Source organism: Arthrobacter globiformis (assembly GCF_030815865.1).
Lineage (GTDB): Bacteria > Actinomycetota > Actinomycetes > Actinomycetales > Micrococcaceae > Arthrobacter > Arthrobacter globiformis_B.
On sequence record NZ_JAUSXI010000001.1, the window covers coordinates 1,390,446 to 1,414,192 of the forward strand.

Sequence of the window (23,747 nt, forward strand, 5' to 3'; positions counted from 1 at the left end):
GGGGTCAGCTCAGCTGCCGTTTGAGTTGCTCAAGCTCATCCCTAAGCTGGTCCACCGTGGCGGTGTATCTCTCGAACTCAGCCTTCCGGCGCCTGGCCGTGGCGCAACTGATGCCGGCGGCGAGAACGGCGAGCGGGAACGCCACCAGCAGCGCCCACCCGGATGTGGCAAGGAAGTCCAGCGCTACGGGAAGTGCCTGCTTGAAGGCGAGGAAGTCGTTGACCCCGCCGACCACTCCGTTTAGGGCGGAATCCAGCGGGCCCAGAAACTGGCCCACGATGGGTGTCCCGGAGAAGGACGGAGCGGTGAGCGGCGGCTGGCCCCCGGTGGACCAGCGCGGATCAGAGAAGTGATTGAGGACGTAGCTCCCGAAACCCGCATTGATGGTTGCGAAGAGCAGGACGGAACCAAGCGCAGTCCAGTGAAGACGGCGCGGACGCCAGAGGCCGGCTACAAGCGCGAAGATGCCGGCGGCAACCCAGGAAAAGATGCGGAGGTCGTCGCGGCTCTTGCTGCCCAGTAGATCCAAGGGAATCGCCGCCTCTTATAGTTGGGCCATGCTCGTTCAGGTCGCAAGCGAGCCTATCTCAACCTCCGGCATGCCGCGGTGCCGCCGTTGATGCCCACACAGAAAAAGAGGAGACCGCCCCCAAGGGCAGATTTCCTGCCTAAGGGGACGGCCGCCGTCGTTGGTTTTATGAACCCTGAGTGGCGCTACGGAGTGGCGCTTCGCCTCGTAGTCCTATCCATCACATCCCGGCCGAGCCACAGGCCCAGGCCGATCATGGCGACGCCGAGGATCAGGTGCAGCCAGTTATCGGCGGTGTTGAACGGGACAAAGTTTGCTGCCCCTTCCATGTCGATGACCAGGCCGTAGATCCACAGCAGCACGTACACGATGCCCCCGCCAAGCAGGAAGTTCCGGGCCATCCGGTCCGACCGGGCCATTGCAATACCGGCCACACCGAACAGCAGATGGACGATGTTGTGCAACACCGACACCTGGAACACGCCAAGCAGCATGGCACCGGAGTCATGCCCGGCAAAACTCATGGCGCCGTAGTTGGTGGTGATGCCCGGGATGAACCCGAGGACACCAACAAGCAGAAATACCGCACCCAGAGCCATGGCGGTGTTGTGAAGGGACAACCCCATAGCGTGGTGGTGGGTGGGGTGTGAAGCGGTAGTCATTAGTCTCCCTTTCACGCTGGGTACCGGCTTCTTCAGGTGGAGAACCGGCCTCGCGGCAGGAGTCGCAGGAAACCTGCCGACGTCCACAGCCTACTCCCGAAAACCGCGCAAAGGCAGGTTTCCCTCACCCTCATCCTTGGGGTGCGCCACGCACGTACTTCAAGGTTTTTCCAAGGGCGCATTGGAAGAATCCCTTATCTCCCGGTGGCCCCGCGGTCATCGCACTACTTGAACTGTGGCGGTGCCTTGTTCTCCGCCAGGTGCATTCGCATCCGTCTGCACCTCATGCGACTCTCGCGCCATCCTCGCCGCCACCCTGGTTTGTTGACCGCGCGGCACGGTTCCACACCACACCGTCGTCGCCGCCGGAATGCGGCAACAAGAAAATTGGGGCCAGACATGACACTCAAATCGAGGTTTGCTGCCGTGCTGACGGCGGCCGGACTGCTTGCCGGGCTACTTGTGGGGCTCGCCGCTCCGGTGGCGAATGCGGCGGTAGTGCCGGTGAGCGCAACGGTCGAGACTGCTCCGGTGCACGGGTCAGGGGATGCCGCGGATGACCCCGCCATCTGGATCCACCCCACTGACCCGTCGAGGAGCACCATCATCGGTACGGACAAGAGCACGGACGGGCGCGGTCTTGTTGTCTACGACCTGTCGGGACGGGAGTTGTTCTACTATCCGGATGGCCGGATGAACAACGTTGATGTCCGGTACAACTTCCCCCTCGGCAGCAGCCGCGTCGGACTGGTGGGCGTCACAAATCGAGTCCGGAGCCTGGACTTTTACAGGGTCAACGAGGCGGACCGCTCGCTGACGAAGGTCGGCAGCTTCGCGCCTACTGCCAACATCGCCACGCCCCGCGGGTTCTCGTTCTACCACTCCCCGGACACCGGCAAGTACTTCGCATACGTCACCGACATCGGCAAGGTCGAACAGTGGGAACTTGACGGCTCCACCGGATCAGTGACCGGCCGGCTCGTACGCAGTTGGACGGTGAGCGGCCCGGCCCACACCGAGGGCCTGGTGGCCGACGACGAGATGAAGCGGATCTACATTGCGCAGGAGGATATCGGCGGAATCTGGCGCTACGGCGCCGAGCCTGGGGACTCGACCGTCGGGACGAAAGTCGTCAGCACAACCGAGGTTGGCGGCGACATCGTCCAGGACATCAAGGGCATCAGCATCTACTACGGCAGCGGGGGCGCCGGTTACTTGCTGGCCGCAAGCCAGGGCTCCAACCGCTTCCACGTCTATACGCGCGACGACAACCGGCCGCTGGGAGCTTTCAACATCCCGGCCGGGAACGGGATCGATGCTGTCACCGGCATGGACGGGATAGATGTGACCAACTTCGGCGTCGGCGGGCCCTTCCCCCAAGGCTTCTTCGTCACCCAGGACACCGCCAACGACACCGGGAGGCAAAATTTCAAGGCGGTGCCGTGGCAGTCCATCGCTGCCGCCTACGCACCGGCTTTGCTCGTCGATGCGGCCTATGACCCGCGCAAGATCGGGGCCGGGCCCGGCACCCCCGCTCCGCCTGACACCACGATCACGAGCCAGCCGGCCAACCCGACGACCTCCACATCGGCGCAGTTCAGCTTTACCTCGACATCCGCCAGCGCCACCTTCGCGTGCTCGCTCGACTCGGCAGCATTCGTCAGCTGTACCAGTCCGGCGTCGTACACGGGACTGTCCACCGGCGCGCACACCTTCCAGGTTCGTGCCTCCGACCAGAACGGCGTTGACCCGACCCCCGCCAGCTTCACATGGACCGTGGACACGACGCCCCCGGGCGGGGACACCACGCCTCCGGACACGACCATCACGTCGGGACCGGCTGCGACGACGACGTCGACCACAGCCTCGTTCGCATTCACCTCAAACGAAGCCAATTCGACGTTCCAGTGCAGCCTGGACGGTGCGGCGCGCGCCGCCTGCACCTCGCCCCAGACCTACAGCGGGCTGGCGGCCGGATCCCACACATTTTCCGTCTGGGCCACCGACGCGGCCGGCAACACGGATGCGACAGCGGCGACGCGGACCTGGAGTATCAGCACCGGCGGCACGGGCAGCACCATCGTCCGGGAGTCGGTGAGCCAAGCCACGAACACGACGGCGGGCACCACGCTCACGATCCCCAAGCCGGCCAATGTGGTCCAAGGCGACCTGCTGGTCAGCTGCGTTGCCCTGAACGGCGGCACCGTCGGCACGACAGGTGCCCCGGCCGGTTGGACGCGGCTGGCGGCAGTGACTACCACCGCAAACCCGAAAGTCTACGGCTACTACAAGGTGGCCACCGCGTCCGAACCGGCGAGCTATGCCTGGACGACAACCTCGACGACGAGCGGAGGCGGCATCGGCAGGTACTCCGGAGCTTCGGGGCTGGACACCGCCGCCACATCCGCGACGGGCGCGGCAGCCTCCGCGGGTACCGTACCCGCGGTGACCACCACCACCGCGAACGCGATGCTCGTCGGCTGCATGAGCGTCAACTCCAGCTCGGTCACCCTCACTTCGCCGGCCGGGATGGCGCAGGCAGTCGAGACCGGCGCACGCCGCTTCGAGCTTGCCGACGGCATCCAGGCGGCCGCGGGACCAAGCGGGACGAAGAGGTGGACCTTCAGCTCCGCCCGGGAGTGGGCCGGCTGGCTGGTTGCGCTTCGGCCGAAGACCCCGTAAGCCGGCAGGATCAGCCGGCGGCAGCGCCGCTGTCGGCCAGGCCCATGAACATGGTCCGGTGCAGGATGTCCACATGCTTGCGTGAGATCTCGACGGCGGCCGCAACGTCCCCGGCGCGCAGCGCCGCCACCAGATCGATGTGGTCGCAGTTGGATTTGTGCAGCAGCTCGATGGGGTAGGGGATGAAGTAGGCGTACAGCTCGGCCAGCGTCTCGTGATAAACGTCGACGGCGGTGCCCAGCCCTGACGCGGAGCCCACCAGCTGGTGGAACTGCTCGTCAGCTTGGTGGTAGCCGGACCAGTCCGTGGAGTCAGCCATGTCCCGGGTCAGCCGCTCGAGTTCGTCCAGCTGTTCGGCCGTTGCGTTGACGGCCGCGTAGTGCGTCACCGCGCATTCGAAGAGCAGCCGCCGGTCCACTAGCCGGTTCACTGCGTGGGACTCGGCCGGCGAAGCCGTCAGTTCGGCCAGCACCTGACGCGGAGGCTCGTCCGCCACGAATGTCCCGCCTGCCCGGCCGCGGCGGCGCACCACCACGCCCTGGTCCGCGAGGCTCGCCAGTGCACGGCGAGCCGTGATGGGACTGACGGACAGACCCAGCGCCACGTCCTCCTGGTCGGGCAGGCGCTCGCCGGGTTTCAGCAGCCCCAGCGAAATCGCCATGCCGATGCGCAGCCGCACGGCGTCGATGGCGCTCCGGCGGTCGATGCCGGCCAGCGCCCCGGCGCCGATGCGGGAAGCATCGGTGCGCGAGGCGCCACTGGGAGACGCGGGGGAGGCGCTGGCAGCGTCCTCCAACTGACGGGTCATATCCGCTACTTTACGGCCCATCCGCAGCCCCTTCCCATTATTGGATCATTCTGATCTAATATAGTGCAGATCACACCCCAACGCGGAGACAAACCCATGCAACGAATCCTTCCTCTCATTGCTGCCCAGGCCCGGCCACGGCTTATCGGCGAGGCCGTCTCGGCCTTCGCGGACGAGGTCACTGCAGCCTTGAAAACCAAGCCGGACAGCAAACTCGTGGTCTTCCCGGAGCTTCACCTCTTCGGCGACGGCAGTCCGGACCGGCAGCGCACCGAAGCCCTGCAGGATTCCGCCGAGCCGCTCGACGGACCCCGCGTCAAGGAACTGCAGCAGCTCGCCGAGGACCTGGGCATCTGGCTGGTCCCCGGCAGCGTCTGCGAGCGCGGCCCGGAGGGCCAGCTGTTCAACACCCAGCTGGTGCTGTCCCCGGAGGGGGAGCTGGCCGGCTACTACCGGAAGATCTTCCCGTGGCGCCCGTTCGAGCCCTATGATCCCGGCGACCGGTTCACCACCGTGGACCTGGCCGGCATCGGCAGGGTGGGTCTGAACATCTGCTACGACGCCTGGTATCCGGAGGTGTCCCGCCAGCTCGCGTGGATGGGCGCCGAGGTGATCCTCAACGTCGTCAAGACCACCACCCCGGACCGCCGGCAGGAGCTGGTGCTGGCCAAGGCGAACGCCATCGTGAACCAGGTGTTCGTGGTCAGCGTCAACTGCGCGGGCCCCACCGGCCAGGGCAAGAGCATCATCGTCGACCCCGAGGGCAACACCATCGCGGAAGCCGGGGACGACGCGCCGGTGCTGCTGACAGCGGACCTGGACCTGGCCGCCGTCGGGCACGTCCGCACGCACGGGACGGAGAACCTCAACCGGCCGTGGTCCCAGTTCCGGGACGGCGAGGCCGCCGTCGAACTGCCCGTCTACCAGGGCCGGATCAATCCGCTGACCTGGACGCCCCCGTCCTTCAATGCCTAAGGAAAACCACGTGACAACACCAACCCTGACCCGCACGCTGAAGCTGCCCTCGCTGGTGCTGTTCGGCCTGGCGTACCTGACCCCGCTGATTGTCCTGGCCATCTTCGGCCTCATCGCCGAGACCACGGGCGGGGCGGCGCCGTCGGCCTACCTCGTGGCGATGGTGGCCATGCTGTTCACGGCGCACAGCTACGGCCGGATGGCGGTCGCGTACCCGGTGGCCGGTTCCGCCTACACGTACGTGCGCCGGTCCATCGATCCGCGGGTGGGCTTCCTGGTGGGCTGGGCCATCCTGCTGGACTACCTCTTCCTGCCCATGGTGATCTGGCTGATCGGCGCCTCCTACCTGAGCGCGCAGTTCCCGGGCGTGCCCATGTGGCTCTGGATTGTCGGCTTCATCCTCATCACCACGGTCCTGAACATCCTGGGCATCAAGGTGGCGGACAAGGCGAACTATGTGCTGATGGCGTTCCAGCTGCTGGTGATCGTGTTCTTCGTGGTGCTGGCCGTCGGCAACGTTGTGTCCGCCTCCGGCGCCGGCGGCCTGGCCGGCACGGAGCCGTTCTTCAACAGCACGTCCAGCTTCGCCACCATCTCCGCCGGCGCGGCCATCGCGGCGTACTCGTTCCTGGGGTTCGACGCCGTCACCACGCTCACGGAGGAAACCGTGGACCCGCGCCGAAACGTGCCGCGCGCCATCATGCTCATCGCGCTGATCGGTGGCGGCATCTTTGTGGCCGTCTCCTATGTCACGCAGCTGGTGCACCCGGGCGGTGTGTTCGAGGACTCGGCCTCCGCGGCCAGCGCCATCGCGCTGCAGATCGGCGGGCAGGTCTTCGGGGCGGTGTTTCTTGCCGGGCTGGTGGTGGCGCAGTTCGCCTCCGGCCTGGCCGCGCAGGCCAGCGCCTCCCGCCTGATCTACGCGATGGGCCGCGACTCGGTCCTGCCCAGGGCGGTCTTCGGCCGGCTCAGCGCGAAGTTCCACACCCCGGTGGTGAACCTCGTGGTCACCGGCATCGTCGGCCTGATCGCGATCTTCCTGGACGTGGCGACGTCGACGTCGTTCATCAACTTCGGTGCCTTCACCGCCTTCACGCTGGTCAACGCCTCCGTGGTGTTCCACTACGTGCGCCGCCGGCGTGCGGGGGAGCAGCTGAACGCCGTCTCCTACGTGGCGGTCCCCGCCGTGGGCGCCATCGTCTGCGCCTACCTGCTCTCCCAGCTGGACAGCAACGCCATTACGCTGGGACTGTCGTGGCTAGCGCTCGGCATCGTGGTCCTGGCGCTGATCACCCGGGGCTTCCGGGCAGCACCGCCGGAGATGACGACGACGGAGAAGGCCACCGTGGAGGCCGCCGCCTAGCGTCGGGGGTGCTTTGGGGACTCGTATCTAACTGGCCGCTCATAGGAGGGAACTGGCGTGAGGATAGCCCTTGGGCAGCTGGAGTCCGGCACTGACATCGCCGCGAACCTGGCCGCGATCGACCGCCTCGCGGCGTCGGCCGCCGGTGACGGCGCCACGCTGGTCGCCTTCCCGGAGTACGCCACGTACGAGAAGAAGACCGTGGACGCCTCGTTCCCGGCGGTGGCCGAGCCGCTGGACGGGCCGGTCTGCCGGGAGCTCGCCGCCACTGCGGCCCGCCACAGCATCACGCTTGTGGCGGGTGTGGTGGAGGAATCCGATGAGGAGGACCGGGCCTACAACACCCTGGTGGCCTTCGGACCGGACGGTGCCCGGCTGGCCGTGTACCGGAAGATCCACCTGTTCGACGCGCAGGGCTTCGGGGAGTCGCGGTTCATCAAGCCGGGCCTGTCCACCGACCCCGTGGTGTTCGAGGCCGGGGGAGCGAGGTTCGGCCTCATGACCTGCTACGACCTGCGGTTCCCGGAGCTGGCCCGCTCCCTGGCCGACGCCGGCGCGCAGGTGCTGCTGGTCTGCTCGTCCTGGGTGCCGGGCACGCACAAGACGGAGCAGTGGCTAGCGCTCAACGCCGCCCGCGCCATCGAGAACAGCGTGTACGTCGCCGGCGTCTGCCAGGCCCCGCCGGTGTCGGTGGGCCGCAGCCTGCTGGTGGATCCGATGGGGTACGTTGAGGCCGACCTTGGGATCGAGCCTGGGGTGCGGGTGGTTGAGGTTTCGCTGGGGACGGTCGCGCGGGTGAAGGAGCAGTTCCCTATGTTCAGGCAGCGGCGGCTGGAGTAGGACGATCGAGGCTGCTGAACGGGTGGCGCCCTCACAGCCTCTTCAAAGGCCTTTTTATCGCTGCCTTCATGTTCGTGAGCAATGATCAATCAATGAGGCTTTGGAGCAGGGCCTTTGTGCCCGGAATAGCAGCTTTGGCAGTCATTTTCCTGAGCGGGGCCAGCGCGGCCGGCATTGACCAGATGGCAAACGCCAAAATTCACGGTCCGACATCGGCAACTATGTCCGCTGTCATGGTTGACGGTCAAACCTCGCTGCATCACTTGGTCCTGCGCGGTCTTGCCAAGGGGGCGCTTCCCGGTGGCTTTCCTTACGATGAACCCCGGGATGAAAGGTTCGACGAGAGCTATCAGGAGACCCTGCACTGGCACCGGTCATCGGTGAGCCCTGCACGGTAAGAAAGTGTTTGGTTGAAGCCGACTTCCATACCGCTGCGCATCCTCACTAATGCAAAATGGCGCTAATCTCGGCTTTGACCAGCCGCTCGGCCAGCTGGCCAAGGTCCAGGTTCAGGACGGCTTTGAGGGCGCGCGCCATGTTCGGGGCCGCGGCAAGGAATTCAGCCAGGTCTGGGTCGGATTCCAACTCCCGCCCGAGCTTCTCTTTAACCTCATCAGCAGTCCAATGGCTGTCGGTATGCTGACTGGTGAGTACCGTCCTAGCATTCATGGCCCTGTCCTTTCCTGCGCGCCCTGAGCCTTGGCTTTGATATGAGCGACTATGCCGGGCAGGGCTCAAGAACCGGTCAAGCAACGGGCCAGATTTGTGCAGGATTTGTTGAGGTTTTCGCGGGGGTCGGCAGTTCGGAGGCCGAAGTGTCCTGAGCTGGCTCCAGACGCACCGTGTGTGCGGAAGCTACCGCCGCGGAGAACTGGGGCCGCGTGGTGTGGGTGATGCTGGCGCTGAGCGCGGTGACGTTCGTGGTTTCGCTGCTGTGGCGGGAGCGGTAAGCGAAGTAGGCAATGTCGGGTGGTCTCACATACTGCCGTTCGTCGGTTTCCTGCTGGTGGCCTAGCGAGTCCCATGAAGCCAAGCCAAAACCCCTCGCATTTGCGTGCCGGTTGGGTCAGGTTCGTTGGGAGGTTTCTGGTTGGGAGAGGTGGGCGGCGAGGCCCGAGAGGAGGATGCTGATGCCCTGGTCGAGTTCGGCTGCGCCGTCGTAGTCGGCGAGGACGGGGGCAAGGGCGCGCAGCCGCGGAAACTCTTTCGCCGGCAGCCGGTGCAGGCCGAGCCGCAGCAGGGCTTCGTTTTCGTCCGCATCCACGACGTACTCCTGCAGTTCATTCAGGATGTGCCCGTAGAGGAATCCGTAGTAGGCCCGATAGACGTGGAGCGCGTCTTCGGGCCTGAACCCGGCGTCGATGAGCAGGGACAGGATCTGCTCGAGCGGCCGCAGGGTGCCTAATGGCCGCAGGCCAAGGGGCGTGGACAGCGGGCGGGTGACCAGCAACGGCACGACATTGGGGTGACGGAGTGCCAGGAGGCGCAGGTCGTGGGCGATGCGGCGCAGCTGTGTCTGCCAGTCCTTGTCGTCAGGGGAGATCGCCAGTTCGTTCAGGACAAGCTCAGTCACCCCGTCCAGCAGCGCCGCACGATTGGCCGCGTAGCGGTAGAGGCTCATCGGGTCCCGGCCCAGTTGCTGCCCGAGCCGCCGCATGGTCAGGGCTTCTAGTCCTTCGGAATCCACGAGCTCCAACGCGGCGGACAGCACCAGTTCACGGCTTAACGGCTGTTTGCCGCCGGGTGATCGGCCGTTCCGGGGAGTCTTAAAAGGGGACATGGATTCCATCCTGGTGGGAGAACAAGCAGCGCCGTTCCGGAAGAAGGTAAGCCAGCTTGCTTATTCCGTAGTCTACGCCTAAAGTCTACAGTGTAGAGAAGTTGTTATCACCGGTTTCAGCAGCGAAGACCCTGGTTGCACGGCCACACCGGCCCCTCACGCCATCCCAGGAGTAAACAATGACTGCACACAACACCCAGCCCACCCATAACGACGCCGCACGGAACACGAACGACATGAAGGTCTCGACAAGGACCCTCGAATTCGCCGTGTACGTGGCCGCGGTGCTCGCCACGATCATCACCTCCGCAGTCGTCGGAGACAATGCGAGCGAGAACGGCGTCGATGTCTTCAACGCCAGTACCGCCATGCAGTACATCACGTGGCTGACCGTGGGCTTCATGGTGGCCCGCGGCCTGGCCAAGGCCGGTAACCGGAACCACAACCGGGCATAAGCTCGCGCACGCTGCGCAGGCTCTATCGCCTGCAGCGCGCTAGTGATCCTGGTGAAGCCTCCGAAGAGCAGGGCCTCACCAGGATTTGCCCGTTCATCCTTCCCATTGCCCCTGACGCGGGACCGCGTTGGGGGAGTGCGTCGCCTCGGCGCCCGGTGCACAACGCTGAGGTGATAGCTGCTGCTGCCGAATGGCGGCACTTTGTGCACCGAGCCGGAAAGAGCCCTCATGGCGACTCCGCATGTCGCTACGAGCGAGTTCCCGACGGGATCGGGCCGAGCGTGGCGCCCATCAGACTTGGAGTGGACAGTTGAATCCTGTACGAACTTTCGAATCGATAGTCATCATCTTCAACCCCAACAGCACCGGAGACGCGCCAAAACTTGCGGAAAAGCTCCGGGATCGCCTGGCTGAACTCCTCACCTACTCGCCCGAGATCAGGCTTCAGCCGACCAGTCACGCCGGGCACGCCGTGGAGATGGCCCGTGAGGCCTGCATCAGCAGGAGGAACGTGCTGGTTGTCTCTGTCAGCGGGGACGGGGGCTACAACGAAGTAGTCAACGGTGTGATGCAAGCCGGTAATCCCGAGGCCGTGTGTGCTGTCATGGCCGCAGGCAACGCCAACGACCACCGGCGGACCATAGGCACCAAACCGCTCGAAGAAGCCATCGCCGAGGGCCACGTACGGCACATCGACCTGCTGCGCATCCATAACCGCCAGGGACCCGGCACGGCGGCTGAATACGCCCACTCCTACATCGGCTTCGGGCTGACACCGGTGGTGGCGATCGACCTTGAAAAAGGAAGCAAGGGCGCCCTGAAGGAAATGTTCTCCGTGGTGCGCACATTTTCGAAGTTCAAGCCCTTCGAAATACGCCAGACGGATGGAAAGCGCCGAAAGTTCGACAGCCTCGTCTTCGCCAACATCGCCGAAATGGCCAAATACGCCACACTCAGCGAAGCAGATGACAAAGCTTCAGACGGAAAATTCGAAGTGATCATTTTCCCGCACATGTCCAAGTGGAGGGTGCTGCTGACAGCGCTGCGGGCCACTACCCAGGGTCTGGGGGACCAGCCCAGTGTCAGCAGCTACGAATTCACCACGCTCAAACCGCTTCCGTACCAGATCGACGGGGAAGTGAAGTCCGTGGCGGCAAGGACCGCCGTTAAGTTAGAGAGCGCTCCGTCCGCCCTGCCAATACTCGGGTAGCCGGTCACGTCTTGAACCCTGACGGTCCGTGGGACGTCATAACCCGGGCCGCGCCGGGCCGGATGAATGACGCCCAGCCGCTGACTGGCCGTTGCCGTAAGGTGAAACCACGGATCGCAAGGGTGCCCGCCTTCTACTAGCGGAAAGCCCGGAATGAAAGGAAGCCTTGGGATGAGTGTTCCGACGGAGATGAGGGCCAAGGTGATCACCGCCGGCTCGCTTTCCTCCCACGTGTATTCACTGGCCGGACCCCACACTAGATCCGCAGGCCCGGTCTTCGTACTGCTTCACGGCATCGGGATGTCCCACCGCTACTACCGCAGGCTTCAGACTCTGCTGGCCGGGCACGGAGACACCCACTCCATTGATCTGCCTGGGTTCGGCGCAGCAGCAAAGCCCGACCGGCAGATATCGGTCGCGGAATACGCGGCGGTCATCGCCGGCACGCTCGAGACCCTCGGAACCGGGCCGGTCGTCGTGGTTGGGCACTCGATGGGTACCCAGTTCGCCACGGAATTAGCCGTCCTGCACCCGGACCTGGTCTCACACGTCGTGCTGATTGGGCCTGTCGTGGACTCAGCACGCCGCAGCGTCCTGCGACAATCCCTGCGGCTGGGCCTGGATTCACTCATGGAAAGCCCCTCAGGCAATGCGATCGTCTTCACCGACTACGTTCGCTCCGGCCTGCGCTGGTACCTGACTGAACTCCCGGTGATGATGTCCTATGACCTCGAGGAACGTCTCAGCCAGGTCCTCCAGCCTGTCCTGGTGGCCCGCGGTTCACGCGACCCGGTCGCGCCGAGGTCCTGGTGCCGAAAACTTTCCGCTATTGCCCGGCACGGGCGGTTTGTCGAGATACCGGGCGAACCGCACATCGTTCAGCACGGGGCAGCGGCCCGGATGGCCGCAGACATACTCGCCCTCATCCACACCTAGGACCACGCGCTGACGGGATGGAGTATTGGCCCGCTCGGCGATCTTCCTGGCGTGGCCACGTCGACGTCGTTCATCAACTTCGGTGCCTTCACCGCCTTCACGCTGGTCAACGCCTCCGTGGTGTTCCGCTACGTGCGCCGGCGCCGTGCGGGGGAGCAGCTGAATGCCGTTTTCTACATAGCGGTCCCGGCGGTGGGCGCCATCGTCTGCGCCTACCTGCTCTCCCAGCTGGACAGCAACGCCATTACGCTGGGACTGTCGTGGCTGGCGCTTGGCATCGTGGTGCTGGCGCTGATCACGCGGGGCTTCCGTGCCGCGCCGCCGGAGATGACGACGACGGAGAAGGCCACCGTCGAGCGCGCCGCCTACGGCGGAGGTGCTTTAGGTTCTGTACTGGATGCTCAAGGGATGGAAAGAACGGGCGTGAGGATAGCCCTCGGGCAGCTGGAGTCCGGCACGGACGCCGGGGCCAACCTGGCCGCCATCGACCGGTTCGCGGCGACGGCGCCGCGCTGGTGGCCTTCCCGGAGTACGCCACGTACGGGAAGAAGACCGTGGACGCCTCGTTCCCTGCGGTGGCCGAGCCGCTGGACGGCACCGGTCTGCCGGCAACTCTCCGCCACCGCCGCCCGCCACGGCATCACGCTGGTGGCGGGCGTGGTGGAAACGGCCGAGGAGGAGGCCCGGGCCTACAACACGCTGGTGGCCTTCGGACCTGACGGCTCCCGGCTGGCCGTGTACCGGAAGATCCACCTGTTCGACGCCCAGGGTTTCGGGGAGTCGCGGTTCATCAAGCCAGGTCTGTCCACCGAGCCTGTGGTGTTCGAGGCCGGGGGAGCGCGGTTCGGCCTGATGACCTGTTACGACCTGCGGTTCCCGGAACTGGCCCGCTCCCTGGCCGACGCCGGCGCGCAGGTGCTGCTGGTCTGTTCGTCGTGGGTGCCGGGCACGCACAAGACGGAGCAGTGGCTGGCTTTGAATGCCGCCCGGGCGATTGATAACAGCGTGTATGTGGCGGGCGTTTGCCAGGCCCCGCCGGTGTCGGTTGGACGAAGCCTGCTGGTGGACCCGATGGGGTACGTTGAAGCCGACCTCGGGCTGGAGCCCGGAGTGTGGTCGGTGGAGGTTTCGCTGGGGACGGTGGCGCGGGTGAAGGAGCAGTTCCCGATGTTCCGGCAGCGGCGGCTGCTGTAGGGCGGAGCATGATTCCTCAGGGGAACCGGCACGTAGAAACCGGCCTTGAGTTTCGCTACAAAACCCAGGGTGCAACAAAATGTGCGACTTTAGCTCCCATTGGCGGGTTTTCCCGCGCCGCCGACTGACGGGTGGGGGTCTATCTGCTGGGAGGTCATGCCGCTTTGATGGGCGTCTTGTCGCTGGAGGCTGCCGCGGCCAGGTTTTCGCGGGCAAGGAACGCCGAGAGTTCACCGATGGTGCTCATCAGCGGGGCGGGGAAGACGACTGTGGTGTTCTTGTCGACGCCGATTTCGACCAGGGACTGCAGGTTCCTTAGCTGCAGGGCCAGCGGGTGGGCCATCATGGTGTCGGAGGCGTCTCCGAGGGCCGCTGCGGCGATGGCTTCGCCTTCGGCAGCGATGATCTTCGCCCTTTTTTCGCGTTCGGCTTCAGCCTGGCGGGCCATGGCGCGCTTCATGCTTTCGGGCAGCTGGATGTCCTTGAGCTCCACCAAGGTGACTTCTACGCCCCATTCGACGGTGAGCACGTCGAGGATTTCACGGATGTCGACGTTGATCCGTCCGGTCTCGGACAAGGTCTGGTCAAGGGTGTGTTGGCCGACGACTTTCCGCAGGGTTGTCTGGGCAATCTGGTCGATGGCAGCGGCCACGTTTTCGATTGCGACGACGGACTTCACAGCGTCGACCACCCGGTAGTATGCAACCGCTGAGACGTCGACGCTCACGTTGTCCTGGGTGATGATGCCCTGGGACTGGATGGGCATGGTCACGATCCGCAGGCTCACCAGCGGCAGCCGGTCGATGACAGGGATGATCAGCCGCAGGCCTGGATCCCTGACTCCGGCGACCCTGCCGAGGCGGAAGAGCACGCCCTTCTCATATTGGCGCACGATCCGGATCGACATTTTCGCAACGATGAGCAGCAGTACGACGAGGACGATGACAACGACAATGGTGGTGGGGTCCATCAGGATCCCCTCCTGGTCTTTTAAGCGGGACGTGCCGGTGCCGGGTCCGGCGCCGTGACAATTGTCCTTGCTCTATTTTCCCATGCAAAGGGTGTAAACGAGGCTCTTGGAGTGCTCTCACAGCCTCTTCTAGGGGCTTTCTGTCGCTGCCCTCATGTTCGTGAACAATGATCAATCAATGGGGCTTTGGAGAAGGGTTTTTGTGCCTGGAATAGCGGCTTTGGCAGTCATTTTTCTGGGCGGGACCAGCGCGGCCAGCATTGACCAGATGGCAAACGCCAAAATTCGCAGTCCGACATCGGGCACGGTGTCCGTCGTCGTGGCTGACGGTCATACCTCGCTGCCTCACTTGGTCCTGCGCAGTCTTGCCAAAGGGTCGCTTCCGGGTGGCTATCCTTACGATGAACCCCGGGATGAAAGGTCCGACGAGGACTATCAGGAAACCCTGCACCAGCAACGATCATCGGTGAGCCCTACGGATTAGGAAATGTCCGGTGGAAGCAGGCATCTCCGCCGCTCCACATCCGCACTAATGCAAGATGGCGCTGATCTCTGCCCTGACCAGCCGCTCGGCCAGTTGGCCGAGGTCTAGGTTCAGGACGGCTTTGAGGGCGCGCGCCACGTCGGGGGCTGCGGCAAGGAATTCGGCCAGGCCCGGATCGGATTCCAACTCCCGCCCGAGCTTCTCTTTAACCTCATCAGCAGTCCAATGGCTGTCGGTATGCTGACTGGCGTCCTAGCATTCATGGCCCTGTCCTTTCCTGCGCGCCCTGAGCCTTGGCTTTGATGTGAGCGACTATGCCGGGCAGGGCTCAAGAACCGGTCAAGCAACGAGATTTGTGCAGGATTTGTTCAGGTTGTCGCCGGGATCGCCGTACGGTGAAGCGACTTTGAATAAGGCGCCTGAAGCAGGCGCCCGATGAGGACAAAGGGGTGGTTTGGTAAGCGCACCAAACCCCCCCTTTGCGCACTTCGACCGACACGTTTTTTAGTGTGATGTCGTTTGAATCTCCCACAACTTCACCGCAGGCAGGACAGGCAATTTATGTGATGAGTTTCGCATAGACAACATAGTTGTCGTCGAATAGACCCGTCGCGGGATCGTAACCGTCACATGTGATGAGCCGAAGCTCCGGACCTTCAGTGTTCCCGTAAACGGTCTGTGTCGGGAACGCGTCCTTGGAGTACTGGTTAGCGTGATCAAACGCGAAAACACTTGTGATTCCATCCTGACGGGCAACCCTGATGAGGTCGCCCTCTCTAAGGTCGCGCAGGTTTGCGAAGACACCGGGACCTCCGCCAGTCGCATTGACGTGTCCAAGAAGGACGGCCGGACCGCGTTCACCAGGTGTGGGAGACCCGTTGTACCAGCCAGCCGGGGCGCCGGGACCGTCCGGGGGCACTTCCAGCGAACCGTCATCCTTGAGGCCGAGACTTAGCAGTTCCGACTCGATGCCAGCGGAATCAACGCTGACGGAAACTGGGTCCGATGCTGGCAAGGCCTCCTGTGACGCAGGGGTAGGCCGTGCAGATGACACCGCGGCCCCGGTGGCAGCCGCAGCCTCGACGGGAGATGCGGACTCCACAGGAGACGCAGGCGTAACAGTGGCTGCCGCCGGCATTGCGGCCGTCTGTGCAGAAGTGCTCGTTGCGCAGCCAGTTAGTAGTAGCAAAGCGACCGTCGCAGACGCCAGGTGGCATCTGCGACGGGCGCTGGTCGAGCTAGTCATACGACGCTTCGTTTCCGATTCCGAAGCGTTATGCCTGGACGGACGCGCGGCGGCGCAGGATCATCGATCCGGCCACGGCGGCGACGGCAAGGCCACCCAGCGCGAGGAAGTCCGTGCCATTGTGCGGTTCCTGAGCAACGCCGGTGGCGGCGCCGCCGACCGGCATCTGTGCCACCTGAGCGGGAACCTGGTTACCGACAGCTGGGGCCGGAGCGACATTCGTGGTTCCGCTGCCGGCGCCGGGAGTTTCACACGCGATGCCGTCTTTGTCCCGGTCGAGGCGCGGCGCATACCCCGGTGCCCCCACCGGGATGTTGAAGGCGCCAGCGGCTGCTGCCGCGTCGCAGTTCGGGAAGCCACCGGTTGTTGCGTTGGCCGGGGTAGCTGTCATCGCTGACAGTCCGACCACTGCGGCTACTGCCAGGACAGATACGCTCTTTTTCATCTTGATCCCCATTCTTTGGTGCGCGCCAAGCAGAGCGAGTGCAGGACCATTCAGTGAAGGGGGAAGTCTGCAGCTAGCCCTGCGGGCGAGTGATATTGGCATTTGCCCTGCAAGTTATATCAGCCAAAATGGTTGAACAGTCAATGTGACGCGCACCGCATAATGGGGTCGGCGTTACGGTGCTACGCTGGGTCGTTTACCGCCGAAGTTGGGGACTTGGGCCGGCTGTACGGAAGACTGTTGCCGTGAGCAACACTCCCCGCACTGGCAACCAAACCGGCCACCGCACCGGACTCGCCGTGGCAGGCCTTAGCCTTGGCACGTCGCTGAACCCGCTGAACTCGTCGATGATCGCCGTCGCCCTGGTGGTGCTGCGCGAGGATTTCAGGCTCGACGTCGCCACGGTCACCTGGGTGATCACCGCCTTCTACATCACCTCCGCCGCGGGCCAGCCGCTGATGGGAAGGCTGGCTGATCGGTTCGGGCCCCGGAAGCTGTTCATGCTCGGCATGGCGCTGGTGGCTCTGACCTGCGCGCTGGCGCCGTTCTCGCCCAACTTCGTTTGGGTCTGCGTCGCCCGCGCGCTCATGGCGCTTGGAACGGCGACGGCGTACCCGAGCGCCGTCGTCATGGTCGGCACGCTGGCCAGGCTGGCCGACACGACTTCAACAAGGCCGCTGGGTCGCATACAGATGGCCAACACCTCTGGTGCTGCGGTGGGTCCGGTGGTCGGCGGCCTGTTGGTTAGCCTGGTCGGCTGGGAGGCGCTGTTCCTGATCAACGTGCCGTTGGCTCTGGCCGCCCTGCTTATCGTGCGGAAGGCCGCGCCGCCGGACAAAGCACGGGAACAGGGCAGCATCGCCAGCCTCCTGCGCGACTCGGACATCCCGGGCATCCTCGCGTTCGTCGGCGGCATGGTGTTGCTGCTCATGGGCCTGCTGAACGCGCTTCCTGGATACCGCTGGTGGCTGCTCGTCGGGGGCGATGGTGCTCGCCGTGCTGTTCGCCTGGCGCGAGCTGAGCTTCAACCGCCCGTTCCTGGACCTGCGGCTGCTCGGCAGGAACCGGCCTCTGCTGTTGGTGTACCTAGGCTTCACGGTGTTCAGCGGCGTCTACTACTTCGCGTTTTTCGGCCTGCCGCAGCTGCTGCAGGAGGCCGCCGGCTACAACCCCGGCCTGGTGGGCGTTCTGATGCTGCCGCTGGCGGCCATGTCCGTCGTCGTCACCCCGCTCGCCGTCCGCGCGATCGACCGGTTCGGCGTCCGGCGGGTGCTGATTGCCGGCGTCGTACTCCTGACAGTGGCGGCAGCGGCGCTGTGGCTGCTGACGGCATCGTTCGCCGTCCTGCTGGTGCTGGTGCTGACCGCCCTGATGGGCGTGCCGTACGGGTCGGTCAGCATCGCCTCCAACCAGGGGCTGTACCTCTCCGCCGCGCCGGAGGACAGGGGAGTGGCCGCCGGGATCTTCCAGACCTGCCGGTACGTCGGCGCCATCAGCGCCACCGTGATGATCGGCATCTTCTACAGCACCGGGGTCAATCAGGAGAACTGGGGCCGCGTGGTGCTGGTCATGCTGGCACTGAGCGCGGTGACGTTGGTGGTCTCGCTGCTGTGGCGCGAGCGGAAGGCGGCGTAGACGAACGACGGCGGCAGTTGCCGTGAGTGCGGAACTGGGCTGAGGGCGTGTTCGGCTATGGGCCCAGTGCCAGTTCCGTCCAGGCGGCCATGCATCCAGTTCGACGCCGTGCTGGCCTGCTCTGGCCGACCGCCCGCCCGCCAACTGGCGGACGGCCACAATGACCAGGCGTGCATCGCGTTTGAACTTCAGGTCAACAAGTCCACATCTACACACCACTTCCAGGTCCTGTGCGAGGGGGCCTTCAGCAGCATCACCGGGGGGACGTCGATACTGAAACACCCTGCGCGTCCACGACCTCAACCAGCGGTTGCTGGGGCTGCTCCGTGAAGCCATCGATGGCGGCGGAGCCCTACCGGCTCGACTGCAGCGCGGTGAAGTCATGAAGGCGTAACGCGTTCGCCGTGGTGGTGCTTCCCGCTCACAGGCTATCCGCTCCCCTGTTCAAACTGTGAAGCACTGCAATCCGATTGCGACGAGAACTCTCAAGATTGGCTCAAGACTGAGTCAACGTTGTCTCAAGATCAACGCAGTTTTTAATTTTCCCGGGCGCGGGTGAAATAAGCTTCGTACGAGAAACAAAATCGGCTTAGAAAAGGGCCCGGCTACTTGCCGGGCCTTTTTAGCGGGGAAAACGACGTCGAGCAATGCAAAGGCGTGGCGTCGTTCCGCCGCCTTCCCCAACTCTCCGCCCTCACTGGATCAGCAGAAACAACCATCCGGTAACAACAATGACGCATCGTCGTGAGTCGATGCACGCACTAATACTTGCATCTGAAAGGCAATACACACCATGAAGTGGACGAAGTCCCTCCCATCCCTCGCCCTTATCGGCGCTGCACTCTCCCTGTCCGCTTGTGGCTCCAGCGCACCGGCGACATCCGGACCCGCGTCGGCCGATCCCGTAGAGAAGCAGGTCGAGACGAAGAAAGCAGATCCGGCCAAGTCGTCGCGTGGCAACTTCATCTCCAAAGTAGGCGCAACGGCATCATTCAGCGATTCGCTCTCCGACAAGGAGACGGCGAAGGTGACGGTCACCAAGATCGCCAAGGGCGCCTGCACCGAGCCCTACGCGCAGCCTGCCGAGAACGGCAACTTCGTGTTCGTTACTGTGGCCATCCAGACCACGCCGGCACTGGCCGATGCCAGCTACCCGAAGTTCGATTTGAATGCCGGCAACTTCAAGTTCATCGCAAAGAATGGCACCACCTTCAACGGAATGCTCAGCACCGGGCCGTCGTTCGGTTGCCTGGCGCAGGACAAGACGCTCCCGATGGCGGGTATGGGTCCGGACGAGAAGGTGACTGGCGTCATCGTCCTGGACGTGCCGCAGCCCACCGGAACGCTCATCATGAACAATGCACTCAGCGGCGGCAACAGCGGCTTTGAGTTCGCCTTCTAATTTCTCAAGGGGAACATAATTAGCATCGTAAATGACGCACCAGGCACCTACCAGATGGGTCCAGTAGCGCCACAGCCGGCACCGGAGCAGCCCAAACGGAAGCGAAAGTCGAAGTGGTTCCTGCCGGCTGGCCTGGCTGTCGCCGGCCTGGTCCTTGGATTTGGAGCTGGCGTTGGCGCCAAGCCCGAGCCTGTGACCGTCGAGAAGGTTGTCGAGAAGGAGGTTCCGGTGGTCAAGGAGGTCACGCCGCCGTCCTGCATCGAAGCGCTGGACAAGGCCGCGGATCTCATCTCCACTATCTCGCAGCTGGGACCGATTGGCGGTGAGGCAATCGGGGCAGCGGGTGACCGGGATCCCGTGGCGCTCAATGCGGCCACTCAGAAGATGAAGGATCTGAAGGATGAGCTGGACGCGCAGAAGCAGCCGCTGGGCACCGTCGTCTCGGAGTGCCGAGCGCTGGCTGAGTAGGTAACGAGCTTGGGCGGGATATTCCCGCCCAAGCCGAAAAGGCGATGGGGCCAGCCGGTGACGCTGCTGATTGTTGGCCTACTGGTGGGTGCCGTCGCCGTATCGGTGGGGACGATGGAGCAGAAGGTCTGCTCGGCGGCGGCTGCGAACCAGCCGAAAGATTGTCGAAACCGTGCCGGCCACCTGTATCAAAGCACTTACCTGACTGATGATGGGCTCACCGCGACGGGGGAAGTGGTGGGAACCACCACGGATGTCCTGAAGTGGGCAGTGAGCACATGACGTTGGATGAGGCGGCTGAGAAGACTACGGACCTGATACCCGACTACAAGGCCGCACGCGACTCCTGGCGAGAGTCGGCAGGAGTAACTAGACCGCAAGGACGTGGCCGTTTCGTTGAGGAGTAGCCGCGCTTCTGCGACAGGCGCAACCGGAGGCGGCGGCCCCCGTTCCGGCCGCCGGACACGTACATCCAGTAAGACGGGGAAGCCAGTGATGTGCACCTCCGGTTTGGATGGAAGGATGCGCTGGTAGGGCGCATAGAACCAATAAGCCCAAGCTCATCCAGTAAGAGTTGGACAGTAAGCCGCTGTGGCGTCGAAGGGCGGCCCAGCCCCCCACAGCAGAGGATCAAACATGCCTTATCGAAAATCATTGGCGGCGACAGCACTGCTGCTAAGCGCCGCAGTCCTCACAGGGTGCGGGGCAGGGCCTTCTTCGGCCCCCTCTGAAACACCCACGCCGACGAAGACGGTGCCCCCGAACGGAGAGCACTACAGTTCCGTGGAGGCACTGAAGGATGCGTTCCTTGAAGTAGGCGGCCAGTGCTCAACATATAACGAAGGTAACGCCGTTACTCTCGCCGCAGAGTCGGCAACATGCGGGGAGGACGCCGTCCTTTCCATCTATTCCTCGTCGTCTGACAAGGACCAGGTGGTTGCTAACATGAAGCAATTCTCCGATGTGATCGGAATGAAAATCCTGGTCGGAGAAAACTGGATAGTAAACAACGAGGACGTTGCCACCCTTCAGCCTAAGCTGGGTGGCACGCTCGTGACGCGCGAAGCAAAGACGTAGCAAGGGGGTCTTCCAGACCTGCCACTACGTCGGCGCCATCATCGCCACCGTGTTGATCGGCATCTTCTACCGCACGGGCGTTAACCAGGAGAACTGGGGCCGCGTCGTGCTGGTCATGCTCGGGCTGAGTGCCGTCACGTTCGTGGTCTCGCTGCTCTGGCCGGAGCGGAAGACGGCGTAATCGCTACGGCCGGCGACATGAAGAGCGCGGTGGGGTCCGGTGTTCACGTCCTCGTAATGGTTTCGTCAGCGGCCTGCGCGGCCGCTTCGTCGTGGACTTCCTGTCGGCGCGGTGCGGACGGCAATGACCAAGGTGAAGGCTGTTGCGATGCCGAGCACCGTCCAGGCGTAAATTTCCCGGCCGGGGAGGGCCGTTGTTGCAAGCCAGCGGATGGAATAGTTCGCGGTGGCACCGACAGGAAAGGTGAATACCCAGAACATCTGGGTAAAGGGAAGCTTGCGGTACTCGGGGAGGAGCATGACCTGCATCAGCGCCATGATCACCAGCACGCCTGTGAGACCGAGCTGCACTGCCCCCACGGGTCCTGGATGTGACACCATCCAGGCGATGTTGGCCGTTGCAGGCGCAGCCAAATACGCGGACAGTCCGGTCCTAGCGGCTGGCGGCACCTCGCCGCCGGTCATCAGCCGGACGGTGACGACGGTTCCTATGACCAGCCAGAAGAACGCGCCAATCCCAAACGCTGCCATGGCCGCATCAGGGGCATGGATGCTTGTGAATCCAATGCTGGCCACGAAAAATCCCGGCACGACGGGCAGCAAGTAGCCGGGATGGATGGATTGCATGGACACCCCGCCGGTGACCCAGTGGGCGAGGAGCTGGGCAGCGACAATGGCAAGGGCGGCAATGAAAGCCACGCACAGCCAGGCGCCCCAGCGCGGCAGATACTGGCTGTAGTGCGCCGAAAGCAGGATCCCCACCAACGGGATGAAGGACGCAAACGGTCCCGCCAGTTCATGTCTCAGGTCGGCCCTGAATGCTCCTTTTCGGCGAAGGCCCCGGAACACGTAGAGGGCGGTCAGGACCAGCCACAGAGAGCTGGCTGCTCCGTACAGGATTTCCTCCGGCCACACGGGGGATCCGAGAGAGCTCCTCGCAGCGGACCAGCCGCCGCCGAGACCGGCAAGCCCCAAGGGAATCCCGAAGCGGCTCAAGGCCGGCATTCCCGAAGGGGTGGCCCTGGGCAAGGCGGGCTCCTGAACGGCCGGCGTCAGCGCCGCGATGGTGCCGGTATCGGTCATTTCGTCAGTCCGCCCGGTTGGTGGTTGAAGATGAGCAGCGTGCTCGTGGCGGTGGCGAGGAGTTCACCTCTGGCGGTGCTGAGGCGGCCTTCGGTGAATATCACCCGTGAGCCGGATTTCACCACTGACCCCTCTGCGCGAAGAGCACCTTTGTGAAGCGTGATGGGTCGCAGGTACTTGACCGCCAGGTCGATGGAGGTGTACCCGATCCCTGCTTCCAGGGTGCTGTGTGCTGCGCAGCCGAGTACCGTGTCGAGGAGCGTGCATGCCAGGCCGCCGTGCACCATTCCGAGGGGGTTGTAGTGCGCTTCTCCCGGCTCGCACTGGAACTCGACGTGTCCGTACTTCGCCTCGACGAGATCGAAATTCATGAGGGAAGCGATCGGCGGCGGCGCAATGCTGCCGTCGCGGAGGCCGGAAAAGTAGTCCAGGCCCGACAGCCGTGGCAGCTGTTCGAGCGCGATTGCCGGATCCATCCAGGTGAAGGTTTCCGAGCGTTCCGCCGAGGTGTTGGTTGACATGGGGATTTCCTCTTCAGGTTCTCTGCAGGTCTTCAGGTTGGGTCGCCGTCATACCGGGGCATTGGCAGCCAGGGCAGGGTACAGATCCGAGATCGGACCAGACAGGCCGAGCTTCACTCCGGCGCTGATTTCGTCCACGATGACCTCGTAATCACCCTGCTCGAGCCCGTCGAACGACTTCCGCGCGACTTCCCCGGGGGAGGTCTTCGGGCCCTCCACGCCCTTGGCCATGGCAGTGTCGATGTAGCCGACGTGCACACCCGTGACCTGCGTGCCTTGGGGCGCCAGCTCCACCCGGAAGGAGTTGGTCGCCGACCACAGCGCCGCCTTTGACGCGCTGTAGGCGCCGGCGAGCGCGATCCAGCTGAGCACCGAGTGGATGTTGAGGACCGCTGATGTCCCGCTGGCGGCGAGCACCGGAGCGAACGCCCTGGTCAGGGCGACCGGTCCGAAGAAGTTGGTTTCCATGACTTCACGGATCTGCTCGTCGGGGAGTGCCAACAGGGCGTCCGACTCGACGCTCATGCCGGCGTTGTTGATCAGGACCGTCACGTCCTGCGCCTGGGCAACGGCGGCCCGGATTGAGTCGGGATCGGTGATGTCCAGAGCGAGGGCGACGACCCGGGAATCGTTCCACTCTTGCGGACGGCGGGCGGTTGCGTACACCTTTGCAGCACCCCGGGTGAGGGCCTGTTCCACGAGCTCGCGGCCCAAGCCCCCGTTCGCGCCGGTGACAAGGACGACGGCGCCAGATAGCAGTGGCATGAATTCTCCTGATGTCGGATTTGGCGGCGACGCAGGT

27 protein-coding genes and 1 pseudogene are annotated in these 23,747 nt (G+C 64.1%); 16 read left to right on the forward strand and 12 right to left on the reverse strand.

The genetic code is table 11. The annotated features are described in order from the left end of the window. Nucleotides 1-4: 4 nt before the first annotated feature. Nucleotides 5-529: a hypothetical protein gene (locus QFZ33_RS06465; protein ID WP_307025881.1), complete on the reverse strand. Its 525-nt coding sequence runs from the start codon at nt 527-529 to the stop codon at nt 5-7. Nucleotides 530-714: 185 nt separating this feature from the next. Continuing rightward, the gene (locus tag QFZ33_RS06470) at nt 715-1,191 is read right to left on the reverse strand and encodes a DUF4383 domain-containing protein (RefSeq protein WP_307025883.1); all 477 of its coding nucleotides are present in this window, start codon (nt 1,189-1,191) and stop codon (nt 715-717) included. Nucleotides 1,192-1,590: 399 nt separating this feature from the next. Here QFZ33_RS06470 and QFZ33_RS06475 point away from each other — a divergent pair, with 399 nt between their 5' ends. After that, entirely contained in the window at nt 1,591-3,873 is a 2,283-nt protein-coding gene (locus QFZ33_RS06475) for a phytase (protein ID WP_307025885.1), read from the forward strand. Between the two features lie 10 nt (nt 3,874-3,883). Here QFZ33_RS06475 and QFZ33_RS06480 read toward each other — a convergent pair whose 3' ends face one another. Further along, nucleotides 3,884-4,681 (reverse strand): FadR/GntR family transcriptional regulator, encoded by a 798-nt coding sequence (locus QFZ33_RS06480; protein ID WP_307025887.1) that lies wholly within the window; start codon nt 4,679-4,681, stop codon nt 3,884-3,886. 96 nt (nt 4,682-4,777) lie between these two features. Between QFZ33_RS06480 and QFZ33_RS06485 the strand changes: the two genes are divergently transcribed. The 4 genes from QFZ33_RS06485 to QFZ33_RS06500 all read left to right on the forward strand — a co-directional run bounded on the left by QFZ33_RS06485 (nt 4,778) and on the right by QFZ33_RS06500 (nt 8,257). Further along, entirely contained in the window at nt 4,778-5,656 is an 879-nt protein-coding gene (locus QFZ33_RS06485) for a carbon-nitrogen hydrolase family protein (protein WP_307025889.1), read from the forward strand. A 10-nt stretch (nt 5,657-5,666) separates the two neighbouring features. After that, nucleotides 5,667-7,019, forward strand: coding sequence for an APC family permease (locus tag QFZ33_RS06490; protein WP_307025891.1), 1,353 nt, complete (start codon nt 5,667-5,669; stop codon nt 7,017-7,019). A 57-nt stretch (nt 7,020-7,076) separates the two neighbouring features. After that, nucleotides 7,077-7,859: a carbon-nitrogen hydrolase family protein gene (locus QFZ33_RS06495; RefSeq protein WP_307025893.1), complete on the forward strand. Its 783-nt coding sequence runs from the start codon at nt 7,077-7,079 to the stop codon at nt 7,857-7,859. A 74-nt stretch (nt 7,860-7,933) separates the two neighbouring features. Then, the gene (locus tag QFZ33_RS06500; protein WP_307025896.1) at nt 7,934-8,257 is read left to right on the forward strand and encodes a hypothetical protein; all 324 of its coding nucleotides are present in this window, start codon (nt 7,934-7,936) and stop codon (nt 8,255-8,257) included. 46 nt (nt 8,258-8,303) lie between these two features. Here the strand turns inward: QFZ33_RS06500 and QFZ33_RS06505 are convergent, their stop codons facing one another. Both QFZ33_RS06505 and QFZ33_RS06510 read right to left on the reverse strand, forming a co-directional pair. Next, nucleotides 8,304-8,528, reverse strand: a complete 225-nt coding sequence (locus tag QFZ33_RS06505; protein WP_307025898.1) for a hypothetical protein — start codon at nt 8,526-8,528, stop codon at nt 8,304-8,306. Nucleotides 8,529-8,925: 397 nt separating this feature from the next. Next, complete coding sequence (locus QFZ33_RS06510) at nt 8,926-9,639, reverse strand: TetR/AcrR family transcriptional regulator C-terminal domain-containing protein (RefSeq protein WP_307025900.1); 714 nt, start codon at nt 9,637-9,639, stop codon at nt 8,926-8,928. Between the two features lie 179 nt (nt 9,640-9,818). Here QFZ33_RS06510 and QFZ33_RS06515 point away from each other — a divergent pair, with 179 nt between their 5' ends. The 4 genes from QFZ33_RS06515 (at nt 9,819) to QFZ33_RS06530 (ending at nt 13,434) form a co-directional block, all read left to right on the forward strand. Beyond that, nucleotides 9,819-10,094, forward strand: coding sequence for a hypothetical protein (locus QFZ33_RS06515; RefSeq protein ID WP_307025902.1), 276 nt, complete (start codon nt 9,819-9,821; stop codon nt 10,092-10,094). A 310-nt stretch (nt 10,095-10,404) separates the two neighbouring features. Continuing rightward, nucleotides 10,405-11,304 (forward strand): diacylglycerol/lipid kinase family protein, encoded by a 900-nt coding sequence (locus QFZ33_RS06520; RefSeq protein WP_307025904.1) that lies wholly within the window; start codon nt 10,405-10,407, stop codon nt 11,302-11,304. A gap of 171 nt (nt 11,305-11,475) precedes the next feature. Beyond that, nucleotides 11,476-12,240, forward strand: a complete 765-nt coding sequence (locus QFZ33_RS06525; protein ID WP_307025906.1) for an alpha/beta fold hydrolase — start codon at nt 11,476-11,478, stop codon at nt 12,238-12,240. A 51-nt stretch (nt 12,241-12,291) separates the two neighbouring features. Beyond that, on the forward strand, nt 12,292-13,434 hold the full coding sequence (locus QFZ33_RS06530) for a nitrilase-related carbon-nitrogen hydrolase (RefSeq protein WP_307025908.1): 1,143 nt from the start codon (nt 12,292-12,294) through the stop codon (nt 13,432-13,434). A gap of 154 nt (nt 13,435-13,588) precedes the next feature. Here QFZ33_RS06530 and QFZ33_RS06535 read toward each other — a convergent pair whose 3' ends face one another. After that, complete coding sequence (locus QFZ33_RS06535) at nt 13,589-14,404, reverse strand: slipin family protein (protein WP_307025911.1); 816 nt, start codon at nt 14,402-14,404, stop codon at nt 13,589-13,591. 160 nt (nt 14,405-14,564) lie between these two features. Between QFZ33_RS06535 and QFZ33_RS06540 the strand changes: the two genes are divergently transcribed. Continuing rightward, a complete protein-coding gene (locus tag QFZ33_RS06540) occupies nt 14,565-14,888 on the forward strand; it encodes a hypothetical protein (RefSeq protein WP_307025913.1) in 324 nt (107 codons plus the stop codon). 45 nt (nt 14,889-14,933) lie between these two features. Here the strand turns inward: QFZ33_RS06540 and QFZ33_RS06545 are convergent, their stop codons facing one another. The 3 genes from QFZ33_RS06545 to QFZ33_RS06555 form a co-directional block, all read right to left on the reverse strand. Continuing rightward, nucleotides 14,934-15,074: a hypothetical protein gene (locus QFZ33_RS06545; protein WP_307025915.1), complete on the reverse strand. Its 141-nt coding sequence runs from the start codon at nt 15,072-15,074 to the stop codon at nt 14,934-14,936. Nucleotides 15,075-15,447: 373 nt separating this feature from the next. Next, complete coding sequence (locus tag QFZ33_RS06550; RefSeq protein WP_307025917.1) at nt 15,448-15,903, reverse strand: class F sortase; 456 nt, start codon at nt 15,901-15,903, stop codon at nt 15,448-15,450. A gap of 259 nt (nt 15,904-16,162) precedes the next feature. Beyond that, complete coding sequence (locus QFZ33_RS06555; RefSeq protein ID WP_307025919.1) at nt 16,163-16,579, reverse strand: excalibur calcium-binding domain-containing protein; 417 nt, start codon at nt 16,577-16,579, stop codon at nt 16,163-16,165. A 347-nt stretch (nt 16,580-16,926) separates the two neighbouring features. Here QFZ33_RS06555 and QFZ33_RS06560 point away from each other — a divergent pair. The 6 genes and pseudogenes from QFZ33_RS06560 to QFZ33_RS06585 all read left to right on the forward strand — a co-directional run bounded on the left by QFZ33_RS06560 (nt 16,927) and on the right by QFZ33_RS06585 (nt 21,342). After that, nucleotides 16,927-18,214 (forward strand): annotated as a pseudogene (locus tag QFZ33_RS06560) (MFS transporter). A gap of 793 nt (nt 18,215-19,007) precedes the next feature. Further along, a complete protein-coding gene (locus tag QFZ33_RS06565; protein ID WP_307025921.1) occupies nt 19,008-19,616 on the forward strand; it encodes a hypothetical protein in 609 nt (202 codons plus the stop codon). A gap of 54 nt (nt 19,617-19,670) precedes the next feature. Further along, nucleotides 19,671-20,084 (forward strand): hypothetical protein, encoded by a 414-nt coding sequence (locus QFZ33_RS06570; protein WP_307025923.1) that lies wholly within the window; start codon nt 19,671-19,673, stop codon nt 20,082-20,084. 57 nt (nt 20,085-20,141) lie between these two features. Next, entirely contained in the window at nt 20,142-20,366 is a 225-nt protein-coding gene (locus tag QFZ33_RS06575; protein ID WP_307025925.1) for a hypothetical protein, read from the forward strand. A 354-nt stretch (nt 20,367-20,720) separates the two neighbouring features. Beyond that, nucleotides 20,721-21,161 carry a hypothetical protein gene (locus QFZ33_RS06580; RefSeq protein WP_307025927.1) on the forward strand — a complete coding sequence of 147 codons (441 nt, stop codon included), beginning with the start codon at nt 20,721-20,723 and terminating at the stop codon, nt 21,159-21,161. Nucleotides 21,162-21,210: 49 nt separating this feature from the next. Next, the gene (locus tag QFZ33_RS06585) at nt 21,211-21,342 is read left to right on the forward strand and encodes a hypothetical protein (protein ID WP_307025929.1); all 132 of its coding nucleotides are present in this window, start codon (nt 21,211-21,213) and stop codon (nt 21,340-21,342) included. A 65-nt stretch (nt 21,343-21,407) separates the two neighbouring features. Here the strand turns inward: QFZ33_RS06585 and QFZ33_RS06590 are convergent, their stop codons facing one another. The 3 genes from QFZ33_RS06590 to QFZ33_RS06600 are packed head-to-tail and all read right to left on the reverse strand — an operon-like array spanning nt 21,408 to nt 23,710. Continuing rightward, on the reverse strand, nt 21,408-22,424 hold the full coding sequence (locus QFZ33_RS06590) for a TDT family transporter (protein WP_307025931.1): 1,017 nt from the start codon (nt 22,422-22,424) through the stop codon (nt 21,408-21,410). After that, nucleotides 22,421-22,945 carry a PaaI family thioesterase gene (locus tag QFZ33_RS06595; protein WP_307025937.1) on the reverse strand — a complete coding sequence of 175 codons (525 nt, stop codon included), beginning with the start codon at nt 22,943-22,945 and terminating at the stop codon, nt 22,421-22,423. The genes QFZ33_RS06590 and QFZ33_RS06595 overlap by 4 nt, the downstream gene beginning before the upstream one ends. A gap of 48 nt (nt 22,946-22,993) precedes the next feature. After that, a complete protein-coding gene (locus tag QFZ33_RS06600) occupies nt 22,994-23,710 on the reverse strand; it encodes an SDR family oxidoreductase (protein ID WP_307025939.1) in 717 nt (238 codons plus the stop codon). Between the last annotated feature and the right edge of the window lie 37 nt (nt 23,711-23,747).

What these genes read in the sequence shown, in the direction of transcription:
- QFZ33_RS06505 (WP_307025898.1), bottom strand. Translation starts at nt 8,528, where the DNA reads ATGAATGCTAGGACGGTACTCACCAGTCAGCATACCGACAGCCATTGG.
- QFZ33_RS06580 (WP_307025927.1), top strand. Translation starts at nt 20,721, where the DNA reads ATGCCTTATCGAAAATCATTGGCGGCGACAGCACTGCTGCTAAGCGCC.
- QFZ33_RS06555 (WP_307025919.1), bottom strand. Translation starts at nt 16,579, where the DNA reads ATGAAAAAGAGCGTATCTGTCCTGGCAGTAGCCGCAGTGGTCGGACTG.
- QFZ33_RS06470 (WP_307025883.1), bottom strand. Translation starts at nt 1,191, where the DNA reads ATGACTACCGCTTCACACCCCACCCACCACCACGCTATGGGGTTGTCC.
- QFZ33_RS06595 (WP_307025937.1), bottom strand. Translation starts at nt 22,945, where the DNA reads ATGTCAACCAACACCTCGGCGGAACGCTCGGAAACCTTCACCTGGATG.
- QFZ33_RS06525 (WP_307025906.1), top strand. Translation starts at nt 11,476, where the DNA reads ATGAGTGTTCCGACGGAGATGAGGGCCAAGGTGATCACCGCCGGCTCG.
- QFZ33_RS06480 (WP_307025887.1), bottom strand. Translation starts at nt 4,681, where the DNA reads ATGACCCGTCAGTTGGAGGACGCTGCCAGCGCCTCCCCCGCGTCTCCC.
- QFZ33_RS06570 (WP_307025923.1), top strand. Translation starts at nt 19,671, where the DNA reads ATGGGTCCAGTAGCGCCACAGCCGGCACCGGAGCAGCCCAAACGGAAG.
- QFZ33_RS06485 (WP_307025889.1), top strand. Translation starts at nt 4,778, where the DNA reads ATGCAACGAATCCTTCCTCTCATTGCTGCCCAGGCCCGGCCACGGCTT.
- QFZ33_RS06475 (WP_307025885.1), top strand. Translation starts at nt 1,591, where the DNA reads ATGACACTCAAATCGAGGTTTGCTGCCGTGCTGACGGCGGCCGGACTG.
- QFZ33_RS06590 (WP_307025931.1), bottom strand. Translation starts at nt 22,424, where the DNA reads ATGACCGATACCGGCACCATCGCGGCGCTGACGCCGGCCGTTCAGGAG.
- QFZ33_RS06565 (WP_307025921.1), top strand. Translation starts at nt 19,008, where the DNA reads ATGAAGTGGACGAAGTCCCTCCCATCCCTCGCCCTTATCGGCGCTGCA.
- QFZ33_RS06515 (WP_307025902.1), top strand. Translation starts at nt 9,819, where the DNA reads ATGACTGCACACAACACCCAGCCCACCCATAACGACGCCGCACGGAAC.
- QFZ33_RS06535 (WP_307025911.1), bottom strand. Translation starts at nt 14,404, where the DNA reads ATGGACCCCACCACCATTGTCGTTGTCATCGTCCTCGTCGTACTGCTG.
- QFZ33_RS06600 (WP_307025939.1), bottom strand. Translation starts at nt 23,710, where the DNA reads ATGCCACTGCTATCTGGCGCCGTCGTCCTTGTCACCGGCGCGAACGGG.
- QFZ33_RS06510 (WP_307025900.1), bottom strand. Translation starts at nt 9,639, where the DNA reads ATGTCCCCTTTTAAGACTCCCCGGAACGGCCGATCACCCGGCGGCAAA.